Raw genomic sequence first — 14,635 nt, forward strand, 5'->3', positions numbered from 1 at the left:
CGCTAGGATACGTCATCCAGCGCGGCCAGCCGCTCCGCTTCGGCGATGTCGTCGACGGTGTTGGCGTTGAAGAACGGATCGAGCGGCTCGGCCGGCCAGGTCACCGTCGCAAGTGGATAGCCCGCGGTCCAGCGGTCGATCTTGCGGAGGTCCTCGACGACCAGCGCGTGGCGCAGCTCGTCGCGCAGGGCAACACGCCACAAGCCGATCACGGGATGCGTCTGCTCGCCTGAAGCCGCGACCGCGAGCTGCGCGTTCTCCCGGCTCCGCGCTTCGTGCAGGCGTGCGACCAGATCGCGGGGCAGGAACGGGCAGTCGCCGGCGGCGCTGAGCACCCATGCGATGTCGGGCCGGTTCGCCGCGGTCCAGTCGAGCGCGGCGAGGATGCCGGCGAGCGGGCCGGGAAAGCCGGGCACATCGTCGGCGACGACCTGCAGGCCGAAGGCCGCGAAACGCGCGGGATCGCCGTTCGCGTTGAGGATCAGCCCGCCGCATTGAGGTTTCAGGCGCGCGATCACGCGCTCCAGAATGGTGCGGCCGCCGATCGTGCGCATCGGCTTGTCGCCGCCGCCCATGCGCCGCGCGAGGCCGCCGGCGAGCAGCACGCCAAGAGTCGGCGGAACATTCGTTGGCGGAATCTCAGTCGTCACCACCTTCACCCTTGCGCTTGTGCTTGGCTGATTCTTCCTCGACATAAGCGAGGTTTTGGTCGTAGACGATGCGCTCCTCGCCTGCGAGCACAATGAAGCGCTTTCCGCGCGTACGTCCGACCAGCGTCAGCCCGACCTGTCTCGCGAGATCGACGCCCCAGGCAGTGAAGCCGGAGCGCGAGACCAGGATCGGAATGCCCATTCGCACGGTCTTGATCACCATCTCCGAGGTGAGGCGCCCCGTGGTGTAGAGGACTTTGTCGGAGGGATCGACGCCGTGCCGGTACATCCAGCCCGCGATCTTGTCGACGGCGTTGTGGCGGCCGACATCCTCGGTGTAGCAGAGCGGCTCGCCCGCCTTGCACAGTACGCAGCCATGGATCGCGCCGGCCTCGAGGTACAGCGAGGGCATGGTGTTGATGGTCTGCGTCATCTGGTAGAGCCAGGAGGTGCGCAGCTCCGCCTTCGGCAGCGCGACACTTTCGACCGCCTCCAAGAGATCGCCGAAGGCGGTACCCTGCGCGCAGCCCGAAGTCTGCGTGCGCTTCTTCAGCTTGGCTTCGAAATTGGTGTGGTGCTCGGTGCGCACCACCACCACCTGAAGGTCGTCGTCGTATTCGACCTCTGTGACCACGTCATTATATTTCAGCATGTTCTGGTTCAGCAGGTAGCCGAGCGCCAGATATTCCGGATAGTCGCCGATCGTCATCATGGTGACGATCTCCTGGGAGTTCAGGTAGAGCGTCAGCGGCCGCTCCATCGGCACCTTGATCTCGACCCTGGCGCCGGTCTGGTCGGTGCCGGCCACGCTCTGGGTCAGGCGCGGGTCGTCCGGGTTGGGGACGATCAGGGGCACCGGGGCTTTGTCGATCTTCATCATGGCCGCGACGTTAGCATGACATTCGGGTCAAGCCGATATAAGCATGGCGGGGAGAGAACGAAATGCCGCCTCGTCGTCATTGCGAGCGCAGCGAAGCAATCCAGAATTATATCCGCGGTGACAGTCTGGATTGCTTCGCTTCGTTCGCAATGACGGGGATAGGCCGGCGGGTTCCATCGGCTAGCGAGCCGTTGGCGGAGATCGAACGGTTATGAACGTCATCGGCCTTGCAGGCTGGAGCGGTGCGGGAAAGACCACGTTGTTGACGCGGCTGATCCCGCATTTCAACGCGCAAGGCCTGCGCGTCTCCGTCATCAAGCATGCGCATCACCAGTTCGACGTCGACGTGCCCGGCAAGGATTCCTGGCGGCATCGCGAGGCCGGGGCGGCGGAGGTCCTGGTTGCCTCGTCGAATCGATGGGCCTTGATGCATGAATTGCGCGGCGCGGCGGAGCCGCGGCTGCCGGAATTATTGAGCAAGCTCTCGGCGGTCGATCTCGTCGTGGTCGAAGGCTTCAAGCGCGAGCCGCATCGCAAGATCGAGGTGCATCGCGCCGCCAATGGCAAGCCGCTGCTGTTTCCGGACGATCCCGGAATTGCCGGGATCGCGACCGACACCGCCATTGAAACCCGGCTGCCGACCGTCCATCTCGATGATATCCCCGCTGTGGCCGCGCTGCTGCTGCGCGCGGCGATGCCGGTCGAGGAAGCGGTGGCGAAGAGCGCCGCGATACGCTGACGAGGCACCATGGCGCAACTGTCAGACGATTGCTTTGCCTTCGGCGGACCGATGATGTCGGTCGACGAGGCCGTTGGCCTGATCACGACGCGCGTCAACGCGATCGTCGATCTGGAAACCGTGGGGCTCGTCGATGCCGACGGGCGCGTGCTGGCGCGCGATATCGCGGCGCCCCTGCCGTTGCCGCCGTTCACCAACTCCGCGGTCGACGGTTACGCCGTACGCAACGCGGACCTTCCGCAAGCTGCGGAGCAGGCATTCCCGCTCGACGGCCGCATCCAGGCCGGCGGTCTTGCGCAGGCACCGATCAAGCCTGGCCACACCGCACGCATCTTCACGGGGGCGCCGATGCCACCGGACGCCGAAACCGTCTTCATGCAGGAGGATGTCCGCATCGATGCTTCAGGCCGGATCGTGCTGCCGCCGGGGCTGAAGCCGGGCGCGAATGTCCGTCCTGCCGGCGAGGACATTCCCAAGGGACACGTGGCACTGCGCGCCGGCCAGCGCTTGCGGCCGCAGCATGTCGCCCTTGCTGCGGCGTTCGGCCTTGTCGGGCTCGACGTCGTGAGGCGCCTCCGCGTCGCGGTGTTCTCGACCGGCGACGAGCTGGCCTCGCCCGGCGAGCCGCGCGAGGCCTCGCAGCTGTTCGATTCCAATCGCTTCATGCTGATGGCAATGCTGCGCCGGCTCGGCTGCGAGGTCAGCGATCTCGGCATCCTGCGCGACGAGCGAACGTCGCTTGCGAGCGGCCTGAAGCAGGTGGCAGGTGGTCATGATCTGATCCTCACCACCGGCGGCGTCTCGACCGGCGAGGAGGACCACGTCAAGGCGGCGGTCGAGAGCGTCGGCTCGCTCGTGCTGTGGCGGATGGCGATCAAGCCGGGCCGTCCCGTGGCGATGGGCATCATCGGGGGCACGCCGCTGATCGGCCTGCCCGGCAATCCCGTCGCGAGCTTCGTCACCTTCGTCCATGTGGTGCGGCCGACCGTGCTGGCGCTGGCCGGTGCTCTCCCGGAGCCGATCGTTCCGATCCCTGTCCGTGCCGCCTTCACCTACAGGAAGAAGGAAGGCCGGCGCGAATATGTCCGCGTCTTCCTGCGCAAGGGGCAGGACGGTGCGCTCGAGGTAACCAAGTTTCCGCGCGAGGGTGCGGGGCTCCTGTCGTCGCTGGTCGAGACCGACGGCCTGGTCGAGCTCGGTGAAGCCGTCACGGGCGTCGAGCCTGGGCAGAGCGTCGGCTTCCTGCCCTATGCCGGCCTGATCTGATGCCCCACGCGTTGACGCCGCCGGCCCGCCCCGCCATGTTGCCGCGATGACCAGGACGACACTCGATCTCACCGGGCTGAAATGCCCGCTACCGGCCCTCAAGACCCGCAAGGCGCTCAAGCCGCTCAAGGCAGGGGACCAGCTCGAGGTCCACTGCACCGATCCCCTCTCGGTGATCGACATCCCCAACCTGATCCGCGAAACCGGCGACAAGGTCGAGATCACCGAGCGCAACGAGGCGCGCATCGTGTTCCTGGTCGAAAAGAGCGACGGCCCGTAGAAAGGCGAATGTTCACCGCCGCAACGCTTGACTATGGTGCTCCCACGGGGAACGGCCGGAGCTTCGCTGCAGTGCGATAAGGCCGGTTGCGGTGGATGATCTCAAACCTAAGACGTCGGGCATGAATCTCTCAACATCGAAGGCGAGCGCAGCTGCAGGTTCCGCGGCCGCCCGCGAGCCTGCCGTCAAGCTCGGCAAGACGGCCACGGGTCCCGAGTTCAGCGCACTGTCGCAGGCCTCCATCCTGATCGTCGACGACGAGCCGGGCATGCGCAATTTCCTGGTGCGCACGCTTGCGCCGCGCTGCAAGCTGGTGGACGAGGCGGCCGACACCGATCAGGCATCGCGCAAGCTCGATTCCAATCGCTACGACGTCGTCATTCTCGACAACATCATGCCGGGCAAGAATGGCGTCGATTGGCTCGCAGAGCAGCGCGCTGTCGGCTTTTTCGCCGACGCGATTCTGATCACCGCCTATGCCGACCTCGACACTGCGATCCAGGCCCTGCGCGCCGGCGCGGCCGATTTCGTGCTCAAGCCGTTCCGCTCCAACCAGATCCTCAACGCGGTGGCGAGATGCCTCGACCGTGTCCGCCTCCAGCGCGAGAACTATGTGCTGCGCTATGCTTTGCGCGCCTCGTCCGACCGCACCTTCCTGCGCGACAACCTGATCGGACAGTCGGCGCCGACGCTGCGCGTGCGCGAGACCATCGCACGCGTCGCGCGCCTGCCGACCTCGGTTCTCCTGACCGGCGAATCCGGCACCGGCAAGGAAGTGGCAGCGCGCTCGATCCACTCGCTGTCAGACCGCGCCGACAAGCCCTTCGTGCCTGTGAATTGCGCGGCGATCCCGCCCGAGATGATCGAGGCCGAGCTGTTCGGACACATCAAGGGCGCCTTTACCGGCGCCGATTCCGGACGCGAAGGCCTGTTCCTGTATGCGCATGGCGGCACGCTGTTCCTCGACGAGATTGGCGAGCTGCCGTTGCCGATGCAGAGCAAGCTGCTCCGCGTGCTCGAGGATCGCCGCGTCCGTCCCGTCGGCTCCGAGCGCGAGGTTCCGGTCGACCTGCGCTTCATCTTCGCAACCAATGCCGAGCTTCAGAAGGAGGTCGAGAAGGGCCGCTTTCGAGCCGATCTGTTCTACCGCCTCAACGTGATGCAGATCCACCTGCCGCTCCTGAAGGATCGCGGCGACGACGTGCAGGAGCTCGCCGCCATCTTCATGAGCAAGCTGTCGGCTCAGCTCGGCATGCCGCCGGTCCCGATCGACGCTTCGGTGCGCGCGGCGCTCGCAAGCTATGACTGGCCGGGCAATGTGCGCGAGCTGCGCAATTTGATCGAGCGGACGCTGATTCTCGGCGCTTTCCCCGACGACTTCGCCGGTCCCCGCAACGACGGCCAGTCCGCGCCCGCCGACAGTCTCGCGGAGCTCGAGCGCCGTCACATTCTCGGCGTGCTGAAAGAGGTCAATGGCAATCGCGAGGAGGCGGCGCGGCGGCTCGGTATCTCGCGCAAGACCATCGACCGCAAATGCGCGTTGTGGGATGTCTGATGCGGCCCGCCGCAGCGATGAACCCGTGCGGGGGCGCTCCGTCCGCTTCCGCCTGCTCGCGATCGCGCTGTTGCCGATGCTGGTCATCCTGCCGCTCTTGCTCGGCGTTGCGATCTATCGCTGGAACGCAAAATTCGACGCGACCCTGATCTCCAAGGTGAACGGCGATCTCACCATCGCCCACCAATATCTCGCCCGCATCCTCGAAAAGACCGGCGTCCAGCTCCGGGCGCTCAGCCTGTCGGCCCGCTTCCAGGAGGTACTGGCGCCGGATGCGCGCGGCTCCCTGCGCGATCTGCTCGACGAGACCCGCAAGGAAATCGGTCTCGACTTCCTGTATCTGACCAACGTCCGCGGCGACATCCTGGCCTCATCGCCGCCGTTGCAGCACCAACCGAGAAATGACTGGCCGATCATCATGTCGGCGCTGTCGGGGCAGGTCCCGGCGACGGGCATCGACATTTTCGGCAATGACGAGCTCGCCGCGATCTCGCCGACCCTGGCTGAGCGCGCGCGCCTCGACCTCGTGCCGACGCCGAACGCGGTGCCGACCGACCGCAGCACGGAGACGCGCGGCATGGTCGTGCATGCGGCGAGCCGCGCGATGCTGCCCGACGGCGGCGCCGCGGCGCTGGTCGGCGGCACGCTGCTCAACCAGAATCTCGAATTCATCGACACGATCAACGACCTCGTCTATCGCGCGGCAAGCCTGCCGGAGGGCAGCCAGGGCACCGCGACGCTGTTCCTGGAGGACGTGCGGATCTCGACCAACGTCCGTCTGTTCGAGGGACGGCGCGCGCTCGGCACGCGCGTCTCGGCGGCGGTACGCTCGGCCGTGCTGGGCGAGGGACGCACCTGGCTCGACAGCGCCTTTGTGGTCAATGACTGGTACATCTCCGCCTACGAGCCGCTGGTCGACAGTTACGGCAAACGCGTCGGCATGCTCTATGTCGGCTTTCTGGAAAAGCCTTTCAGCGAAGCCAAATACCAGACGCTGGTGATCGTCATCGCGGCGTTCATCGCGATCACGGCCGCGACCGTACCGATCTTTCTGCGCTGGGCGAGCTCGATCTTCATGCCGCTGGAGCGCGTCACCGCGACGATCGGCGAGGTGGAGCGGGGGAACCTCTCCGCCCGCACCAAGATGCCTGTCTCGGGTGACGAGATCGGCCGCGTCGCGGTTCATCTCGACAGCCTGCTCGACCAGATCCAGGAACGTGACCGGCAGCTCCGGGAATGGAACGAGGAGCTGAACGTCCGCGTGCGGGAGCGGACCCGGGACCTCGAGCACGCCAATCTCAAGCTCGAGACAACCACCAAGCAGCTCATCATGTCGGAGAAGCTGGCTGCGATCGGCGAGATCACCGCGGGCGTCGCACACGAGATCAACAATCCGATCGCGGTGATGCAGGGCAATCTCGACGTCATCCGCAGCGTGTTCGGGGCCGATGCCGACAAGGCGAGGGTCGAGTTCCGCCTGCTCGACGAGCAGATTCACCGCATCAGCCAGATCGTGACCAAGCTGTTGCAGTTTGCAAGGCCGGAGGAATATGCCGGCTATGTCGAGCGCCATGCGCCGGCAAGCATCATCTCGGACTGTCTGCCGCTGGTGCAGCATCTCCTGAACAAGACCGAGATTGCCGTCGTCAGGGACGACCGCGCCAGCCGGCTGGTGCTGATGAACCGCAACGAGCTGCAGCAGGTGCTGGTCAATCTGATCGTCAACGCGATCCACGCCATGCCGGATGGCGGAACCCTGACGCTCCGCGCCTTCGATGCCGAGCGCGACGGCCATCAAGGCGTCGCCATCGAGGTCGCCGACACCGGCATCGGCATGAGCACTGAGGTGATCGAAAAGATCTTCGATCCCTTCTACACGACGAAACGGCGGCAAGGCACCGGGCTGGGCCTCTCCATCAGCCAGACGCTGATCAAGCGCCAGGGCGGACAGATCACGGCGGAGAGCCGCGTCGGTTCCGGCAGTACATTCACGGTGTGGCTGCCCGAGGCGGCTTGATTGGACATTTTGTCCGGGGATTTCAGGACATTTTGTCCCGCGCAGTACTTTGCGCTGCGGGAAGTCATTGATTCATCACAGCGCGACTTCTGGCACGGGCGTTGCTCATCCCAAGACAGGGTGTTGAGGGGGATGAGGGCGCGATAGCCGTCACTGCAACGCTGCTCGCGAGGCGAAGGGACATCACCCGCGCTCAGCTGCTTGCTCGGTGCACATGACGAGATGCGCACCAGACGATTCCACTTCGGCATGAAGTTCGACCGGTCATGCGCGGCTGCCAAGCGCGCGTGCGACCGGTCTCAAACCGATGCGCCAGTAAGGCCACGCTTTGGAGGTAATGCTTATGTCAACTGCCGATACCGTTCTTGCACCTGTTGGTGCCTCCGGCTTTCTCGATCGTGAACGCACGATCGCGACAGCCGGTTTCAATCGCTGGCTGGTGCCGCCGGCGGCGCTGTGCATCCACCTCTGCATCGGCATGGCCTATGGCTTCTCGGTGTTCTGGCTGCCGCTGTCGCGCGCGATCGGCGTGACTGCGCCGAAGACCTGCGGTGACATTTCGCTGTTGCAGGAGCTGTTCACGACCAGTTGCGACTGGAAGGTCGCCAGCATGGGCTGGATGTACACGCTGTTCTTCGTGCTGCTCGGTATCGCGGCCGCGGTCTGGGGCGGCTGGCTGGAGCGCGTGGGTCCGCGCAAGGCCGGCTTCGTTTCGGCGCTGTGCTGGTGCGGTGGCCTGTTCCTCGGTGCGATCGGCGTCTACACCCATCAGCTCTGGCTGTTGTGGCTGGGGTCGGGCGTGATCGGCGGCGTCGGCCTCGGCCTTGGCTATATCTCGCCGGTGTCAACGCTGGTGAAGTGATTCCCGGATCGCCGCGGCATGGCGACTGGCATGGCCATCATGGGCTTCGGGGGCGGCGCCATGATCGGCGCGCCGCTGGCGAACCTGCTGATGAACTATTTCAAGACCCCGACCTCGGTCGGCGTCTGGGAGACCTTCGTCGCGATGGGCGTCATCTACTTCGTGTTCATGATGATCGGCGCATTCCGCTATCGCCTGCCGCCGCCCGGCTGGCAGCCCGAGGGCTGGACCCCGCCGGTCAAGGCCAATGCGATGATCTCGAAGAACAACGTCCATCTCAACGACGCGCACAAGACCCCGCAGTTCTGGCTGATCTGGTGGGTGCTCTGCCTGAACGTGTCGGCGGGAATCGGCGTGATCGGCATGGCCTCGCCGATGCTCCAGGAAATCTTCGGCGGCAAGCTGATCGGCCTGCCGGACGTCGGTTTCAACGCGCTTGATGCCGGGCAAAAGGCGCAGATCGCGGCGATCGCCGCCGGCTTCGCCGGATTGCTGTCGCTGTTCAACATCGGCGGCCGCTTCTTCTGGGCGTCGCTGTCTGACAAGATCGGGCGCAAGAACACCTACTACACCTTCTTCATCCTCGGCATCGTGCTCTACGCGCTGGCGCCGACCTTTGCGGCGATGGGCTCGAAGCTCCTGTTCGTGCTCGGCTTCGGCATCATCCTGTCGATGTATGGCGGCGGGTTCGCCACCGTGCCGGCCTATCTCGCCGACATGTTCGGCACCCAGTTCGTCGGGGCCATCCACGGCCGGCTGCTGACGGCGTGGTCGACGGCCGGCATCATCGGCCCGGTCGTCGTGAACTACATCCGCGAGTTCCAGCTCGCGGCCGGCGTGCCGCGCGACCAGCTCTACAACACGACGATGTACATCCTGTGCGCGATGCTGATCGCGGGCCTGATCTGCAACTATCTGGTCAAGCCGGTCGATGCGAAGTGGCACATGAAGGATGCCGACGTCGCCAAGTTGCAGGCGGCGAGCGCCAGCGCGGCGGCCGCGGGGCCACATGGCTCCTACGGCATCGGCTTCGGCGGGCTTGACGCCAAGGCGGCGCTGTTCTGGGCTTTCGTCGGCGTTCCCTTGGCTTGGGGTGTCTGGAAGACGCTGGAGAGCGCGGTCAAGATTTTCTGATCGCCCATTCATCGCGAGCGGGAGCGCACCATGCGCGCGCTCCCGCCGCTCGTTTCGCTTGTTTCAAAATGACCCCTGGGGGAATTCGATGGTTCGTAAACTCGTTTGTGCCGCCGCCATGCTGCTCGTCGCCGGCGCCCTGCAATCCGCATCCGCACAGACCGCCGCAGCACCGGCCGTAACGCCGCCCGCCGCGACCGAGGCCAAGCCCGGCAAGATCAAGCTGACCGTGCAGAAGCTCAAGGACATGAAGGCCAAGTGGAGTGCCAACAAGCCGAAGCTCAAGGAGTGCCGCAAGGATGTGAAGGCCAAGGGCCTCGCGGGCGACGATCGCTGGTTCTATATCGAGGAGTGCATGGGCAAGAGCTGACCCATCAGTATCGGGGCATGGAGGGTCACCTGTAGCCTCGGCGCGGGAGCTCGATACGATTTCGCTATCGCAGCATAGGAAGCCTTTATTGATCTCCAGACCAATTCAGGCTTCGTTTGATCAGTTGGCGCGTTGGGCGAACGGCAATGCCGTGTCCGGGCAGCGATCCAGGGTTGCCCTTGAGCTGCGCTTAAATGCTTCCGCGAGCATGATAATTCGCTTGGCATCTGGCATGCCAGAAGCTAGAACTGGAGCCGTTCTAAAAGACGAGATCGAGACGAATCGATGAGCCACGACGTGCAGCAGGTCCGTTCGTTCGAGCATCCGGGCGAGGGACGGAAGCGAGCCAAGGCCACGCCCAAGGGGCGGCAGGTCGATCCAACCGCCGCCCACGAGATCGAGCAGTTGCTCGGCGACAGGCCGCGGCGGCGCGACCTCCTGATCGAATATCTGCACCTGATCCAGGACAAGTATCACCAGATCTCGGCCGCGCACCTTGCCGGGCTCGCCGACGAGATGAAGCTCTCCTTCGCCGAGGTGTTCGAGACCGCGACGTTCTATGCGCATTTCGACGTGGTGAAGGAAGGCGAGCCCGACATCGCGCCGCTGACGATCCGCGTCTGCGATTCTCTCACTTGCGCGATGCTCGGCGGCGAGAAGCTGCTCGAGGATTTGCAGAGCGCATCGGGGCCCGGCATCCGCGTCGTGCGCGCGCCCTGCGTCGGCCGTTGCGACACTGCGCCGGCCGCGGAAGTCGGACACAACTTCGTCGATCATGCGACCGTCACCAATGTGATGGCGGCGGCGAAGGCCGGCGACACCCACGCGCATCTGCCCAAATATATCGGCTATGATGCCTATGTCGCGGACGGCGGCTACAAGCTGCTGGGCCGCCTGCGCTCGGGCGAGCTGTCGAGGGATGACCTCCTGAAGGCGCTCGACGACGCCTCGCTGCGCGGCCTCGGCGGCGCCGGCTTCCCGACGGGACGCAAATGGCGCGCGGTGCTGGGCGAGCCCGGTCCGCGGCTGATGGCCATCAACGGCGACGAGGGCGAGCCCGGTACGTTCAAGGACCGCTACTATCTGGAAACCGATCCGCACCGCTTCATCGAGGGCATGCTGATCGGCGCGCATGTGGTGCAGGCCTCCGACATCTACATCTATCTGCGTGACGAATATCCGGCCTCCCGCGAGATCCTCGAGCGCGAGATCGCAAAATTGCCCGCCGGCGGTCCGACGCTGCATATGCGGCGTGGCGCCGGTGCTTACATCTGCGGCGAAGAGTCCTCACTGCTCGAGAGCATCGAGGGCAAGCGCGGCCTGCCCCGGCACAAGCCGCCTTATCCGTTCCAGGTCGGCCTGTTCGGCCTGCCGACGCTCATCAACAACGTGGAAACGCTGTGGTGGGTGCGCGACATCGTCGAGAAGGGCGCCGACTGGTGGAAGAGCCATGGCCGCCATGAGCGTCACGGCCTGCGCAGCTTCTCTGTCTCGGGCCGCGTCAAGAATCCCGGCATGAAGCTCGCGCCCGCGGGCATCACGATCCGCGAGCTGATCGATGAATATTGCGGCGGCATGGCCGACGGCCACACGTTCTATGCTTACCTGCCGGGCGGCGCGTCTGGCGGCATCCTGCCGGCATCGATGGATGACATTCCGCTCGATTTCGGCACGCTGGAGAAATACGGGTGCATCATCGGCTCGGCCGCGGTCGTCATCCTGTCGCAGAAGGACAGCGTGCGCGCGGCTGCGCTGAACCTGATGAAGTTCTTCGAGGATGAGAGCTGCGGCCAGTGCACGCCGTGCCGCGTCGGAACCCAGAAGGCGGCGCTGCTGATGCAGAAGCCGGTCTGGAACCGTGCCTTGCTGGAAGAATTGAGCCAGGCGATGCGCGACGCCTCGATCTGCGGGCTCGGACAGGCGGCATCGAATCCGCTGTCCTCCGTGATCAAATATTTCCCTGACGAGTTCAAGGAAGCGGCCGAATGACGAAGATTACGTTCGAGCTCGACGGCAAACAGGTCGAAGCCAAACCTGGCGAGACGATCTGGCAGGTCGCAAAACGGCAAGGCCGCGACATCCCGCATCTCTGCTATTCGCCCGCGCCCGACTATCGCCCCGACGGCAATTGCCGCGCCTGCATGGTCGAGATCGAGGGCGAGCGCGTGCTGGCTGCATCGTGCAAGCGCACGCCGTCGGTCGGCATGAAGGTGAAGACCGAGAGCGCCCGCGCGACCGCCGCGCAGAAGATGGTGATGGAGCTGCTCGTCGCCGACCAACCGGCGCGCGAGACCTCGCACGATCCGGATTCGAAGTTCTGGCACTGGGCCGAGACCACGGGCGTCACCGAAAGCCGCTTCCCCGCCGCCGAGCGCTGGGAGACCGATGCCAGCCATCCGGCGATGCGCGTCAATCTCGATGCCTGCATCCAGTGCGGCCTGTGCGTGCGCGCCTGCCGCGAGGTCCAGGTCAACGACGTCATCGGCATGGCCTACCGCAACCATGGCGCCAAGATCGTGTTCGATTTCGACGATCCCATGGGCGAGTCCACTTGCGTCGCCTGCGGCGAATGCGTGCAGGCCTGTCCAACCGGCGCCTTGATGCCGGCCGTGATGCTCGACGAGAACCAGACCCGCGTGACTTACGCGGACAAGAAGGTCGACTCGCTCTGTCCGTTCTGCGGCGTCGGCTGCCAAGTGACCTACGAGGTCAAGGACGAGAAGGTGATCTATGCGGAAGGCCGTGACGGTCCCGCCAACCACAATCGCCTCTGTGTCAAGGGCCGCTTCGGCTTCGACTACATCCACCATCCGCATCGCCTGACAAAGCCGCTGGTGCGGCTGCCGAATGCGAAGAAGGACGCCAACGACCAGGTCGACCCGGCCAATCCGTTCACGCATTTCCGTGAAGCGAGCTGGGAAGAGGCGCTCGACATCGCCGCCAAGGGTCTCGTCAAGATCCGCGACGAGAAGGGCGTGAAGGCACTGGCCGGCTTCGGCTCGGCCAAGGGCTCGAACGAAGAGGCCTATCTGTTCCAGAAGCTGGTGCGCACCGGTTTCGGCTCGAACAATGTCGACCATTGCACGCGCCTGTGCCACGCCTCGTCGGTCGCGGCGCTGTTCGAGGGCCTGAGCTCCGGTGCGGTGTCGGCGCCGTTCTCCGCCGCGATGGATGCCGAAGTCATCATCGTGATCGGCGCGAATCCGACCGTGAACCATCCGGTCGCCGCGACCTTCATCAAGAACGCGGTCAAACAGAACGGCGCAAAACTGTTCGTGATGGATCCGCGCCGGCAGTCGCTGTCGCGTCATGCGACCAGGCATCTGCAGTTCAAGCCGGGCTCGGACGTCGCGATGCTGAACGCGATGATCAACACGATCATCACCGAGGGCCTGACCGACGACCAGTACATCGCCGGCTACACCGAGGGATTCGAGGACCTCAAGGAGAAGATCAAGGAGTTCACGCCGGAGAAGATGGAGCCGATCTGCGGCGTCCCGGCGCAGACCCTGCGCGAGGTCGCGCGCACCTATGCGCGGGCAAAATCCTCGATCATCTTCTGGGGCATGGGCATCAGCCAGCACGTCCACGGCACCGACAATGCGCGCTGCCTGATTGCGCTGGCGCTGATCACCGGCCAGGTCGGCCGTCCCGGCACCGGCCTGCATCCGCTGCGCGGCCAGAACAACGTGCAAGGCGCCTCCGACGCCGGCCTGATCCCGATGTTCCTGCCGGACTACCAGCCGGTCGGCCGCGACGACATGCGCGGGGCTTTCGAGAAGTTGTGGCAGCAGGATCTCGATCCCGTGCGCGGCCTGACCGTGGTCGAGATCATGAACGCGATCCATGCCGGCGAGATCAAGGGCATGTACATCGAGGGCGAGAACCCCGCGATGTCCGACCCGGATCTGCAGCATGCGCGCCATGCGCTCGCGATGCTCGATCATCTCGTGGTGCAGGATCTCTTCGTCACCGAGACCGCCTTCCACGCCGACGTCATCCTGCCGGCCTCCGCGTTTGCGGAGAAGGACGGCTCCTTCACCAACACCGACCGCCGCGTGCAGCTCGCGCGCCAGGTGATCAAGCCGCCGGGCGATGCGCGCCAGGACCTCTGGATCATCCAGGAGATCGGCAAGCGCATGGGCCTGCCCTGGAATTATGCCGGGCCCGGCGACGTCTATACAGAGATGGCGGAGCTGATGCCGTCGCTGAAGAACATCAGCTGGGAGCGGCTGGTGCGCGAAGGCGCCGTCACCTATCCAGCCGACGATCCGAACAAGCCCGGCAACGAGATCATCTTCACCACGGGATTCCCGACCGCGAGCGGACGCGGCAAGATCGTGCCGGCGAAGGTCGTCCCGCCGGACGAACTGCCCGACGCCGAATATCCGATGGTGCTGTCGACCGGCCGCGTGCTGGAGCACTGGCACACCGGCTCGATGACCCGCCGCGCGCAGGTGCTCGACCAGATCGAGCCCGAGGCGGTCGCCTTCATGTCGCCGAAGGACATGCGCAAGAAGAAGCTCGCGCCGGGCGATTTCATTCGCCTGGAGACCCGCCGCGGCGCCGTCGAGGTCAAGGTCCGCTCCGACCGCGACGTGCCGGAGAACATGGTGTTCATGCCGTTCTGCTACGCGGAGGCGGCGGCGAACCTGCTCACCAACCCCGCGCTCGATCCGTTCGGCAAGATTCCGGAGTTCAAGTTCTGCGCGGCGAGGGCCGAGCGCGCGGAGATGCGCGACGCGGCGGAGTAGGGGGCTGGCTCGCCGCCTTTGGGTGGCGCAAGGCCGCCAAACATTCGGTGTCGTCCCGGCGAAGGCCGGGACCCATAACCCCAGGGAGCAGTTTGGCGGAGGGTAGTCGTTCGGGACTGCGACCATCC

The 14,635-nt window shown here is 65.2% G+C and carries 10 protein-coding genes and 1 pseudogene; 9 read left to right on the top strand and 2 right to left on the bottom strand.

Annotated features, from left to right (window positions below; translation table 11 throughout):
* Positions 1-2 precede the first annotated feature (2 nt).
* Positions 3-659 carry a molybdenum cofactor guanylyltransferase MobA gene (gene mobA, locus XH79_RS19640; protein WP_442869961.1) on the bottom strand — a complete coding sequence of 219 codons (657 nt, stop codon included), beginning with the start codon at positions 657-659 and terminating at the stop codon, positions 3-5.
* On the bottom strand, positions 640-1,530 hold the full coding sequence (fdhD, locus tag XH79_RS19645; RefSeq protein ID WP_271582697.1) for a formate dehydrogenase accessory sulfurtransferase FdhD: 891 nt from the start codon (positions 1,528-1,530) through the stop codon (positions 640-642). The genes mobA and fdhD overlap by 20 nt, the downstream gene beginning before the upstream one ends.
* 211 nt (positions 1,531-1,741) lie before the next feature.
* Between fdhD and mobB the strand changes: the two genes are divergently transcribed.
* The 9 genes and pseudogenes from mobB (at position 1,742) to fdhF (ending at position 14,507) form a co-directional block, all read left to right on the top strand.
* Positions 1,742-2,269 (top strand): molybdopterin-guanine dinucleotide biosynthesis protein B, encoded by a 528-nt coding sequence (gene mobB, locus XH79_RS19650; RefSeq protein WP_212346832.1) that lies wholly within the window; start codon positions 1,742-1,744, stop codon positions 2,267-2,269.
* Between the two features lie 9 nt (positions 2,270-2,278).
* Complete coding sequence (locus XH79_RS19655) at positions 2,279-3,535, top strand: molybdopterin molybdotransferase MoeA (RefSeq protein WP_271582698.1); 1,257 nt, start codon at positions 2,279-2,281, stop codon at positions 3,533-3,535.
* A gap of 46 nt (positions 3,536-3,581) precedes the next feature.
* Positions 3,582-3,815 (top strand): sulfurtransferase TusA family protein, encoded by a 234-nt coding sequence (locus tag XH79_RS19660; protein WP_018643991.1) that lies wholly within the window; start codon positions 3,582-3,584, stop codon positions 3,813-3,815.
* A gap of 121 nt (positions 3,816-3,936) precedes the next feature.
* Positions 3,937-5,370: a sigma-54-dependent transcriptional regulator gene (locus XH79_RS19665; RefSeq protein ID WP_212346828.1), complete on the top strand. Its 1,434-nt coding sequence runs from the start codon at positions 3,937-3,939 to the stop codon at positions 5,368-5,370.
* The gene (locus tag XH79_RS19670; RefSeq protein WP_212346827.1) at positions 5,363-7,387 is read left to right on the top strand and encodes a sensor histidine kinase; all 2,025 of its coding nucleotides are present in this window, start codon (positions 5,363-5,365) and stop codon (positions 7,385-7,387) included. Before XH79_RS19665 ends, XH79_RS19670 begins: the two co-directional genes overlap by 8 nt.
* A gap of 343 nt (positions 7,388-7,730) precedes the next feature.
* Positions 7,731-9,383: pseudogene (locus XH79_RS19675) on the top strand (OFA family MFS transporter).
* A gap of 88 nt (positions 9,384-9,471) precedes the next feature.
* Positions 9,472-9,753: a hypothetical protein gene (locus XH79_RS19680; RefSeq protein WP_271582699.1), complete on the top strand. Its 282-nt coding sequence runs from the start codon at positions 9,472-9,474 to the stop codon at positions 9,751-9,753.
* Between the two features lie 285 nt (positions 9,754-10,038).
* Positions 10,039-11,742 (top strand): NADH-ubiquinone oxidoreductase-F iron-sulfur binding region domain-containing protein, encoded by a 1,704-nt coding sequence (locus tag XH79_RS19685; protein ID WP_271582700.1) that lies wholly within the window; start codon positions 10,039-10,041, stop codon positions 11,740-11,742.
* Positions 11,739-14,507 (top strand): formate dehydrogenase subunit alpha, encoded by a 2,769-nt coding sequence (gene fdhF / locus XH79_RS19690; RefSeq protein WP_271582701.1) that lies wholly within the window; start codon positions 11,739-11,741, stop codon positions 14,505-14,507. Before XH79_RS19685 ends, fdhF begins: the two co-directional genes overlap by 4 nt.
* The last annotated feature ends 128 nt before the right edge of the window (positions 14,508-14,635 follow it).

It is taken from the genome of Bradyrhizobium sp. CCBAU 45389 (assembly GCF_028128625.1).
Taxonomy (GTDB): Bacteria; Pseudomonadota; Alphaproteobacteria; order Rhizobiales; family Xanthobacteraceae; genus Bradyrhizobium; species Bradyrhizobium liaoningense_B.

Coding starts and splice junctions, on each gene's coding strand:
- XH79_RS19680 (WP_271582699.1), top strand. CDS start 9,472: ATGGTTCGTAAACTCGTTTGTGCCGCCGCCATGCTGCTCGTCGCCGGC.
- mobB (WP_212346832.1), top strand. CDS start 1,742: ATGAACGTCATCGGCCTTGCAGGCTGGAGCGGTGCGGGAAAGACCACG.
- XH79_RS19685 (WP_271582700.1), top strand. CDS start 10,039: ATGAGCCACGACGTGCAGCAGGTCCGTTCGTTCGAGCATCCGGGCGAG.
- fdhD (WP_271582697.1), bottom strand. CDS start 1,530: ATGATGAAGATCGACAAAGCCCCGGTGCCCCTGATCGTCCCCAACCCG.
- fdhF (WP_271582701.1), top strand. CDS start 11,739: ATGACGAAGATTACGTTCGAGCTCGACGGCAAACAGGTCGAAGCCAAA.
- XH79_RS19655 (WP_271582698.1), top strand. CDS start 2,279: ATGGCGCAACTGTCAGACGATTGCTTTGCCTTCGGCGGACCGATGATG.
- XH79_RS19660 (WP_018643991.1), top strand. CDS start 3,582: ATGACCAGGACGACACTCGATCTCACCGGGCTGAAATGCCCGCTACCG.
- XH79_RS19665 (WP_212346828.1), top strand. CDS start 3,937: ATGAATCTCTCAACATCGAAGGCGAGCGCAGCTGCAGGTTCCGCGGCC.
- XH79_RS19670 (WP_212346827.1), top strand. CDS start 5,363: ATGTCTGATGCGGCCCGCCGCAGCGATGAACCCGTGCGGGGGCGCTCC.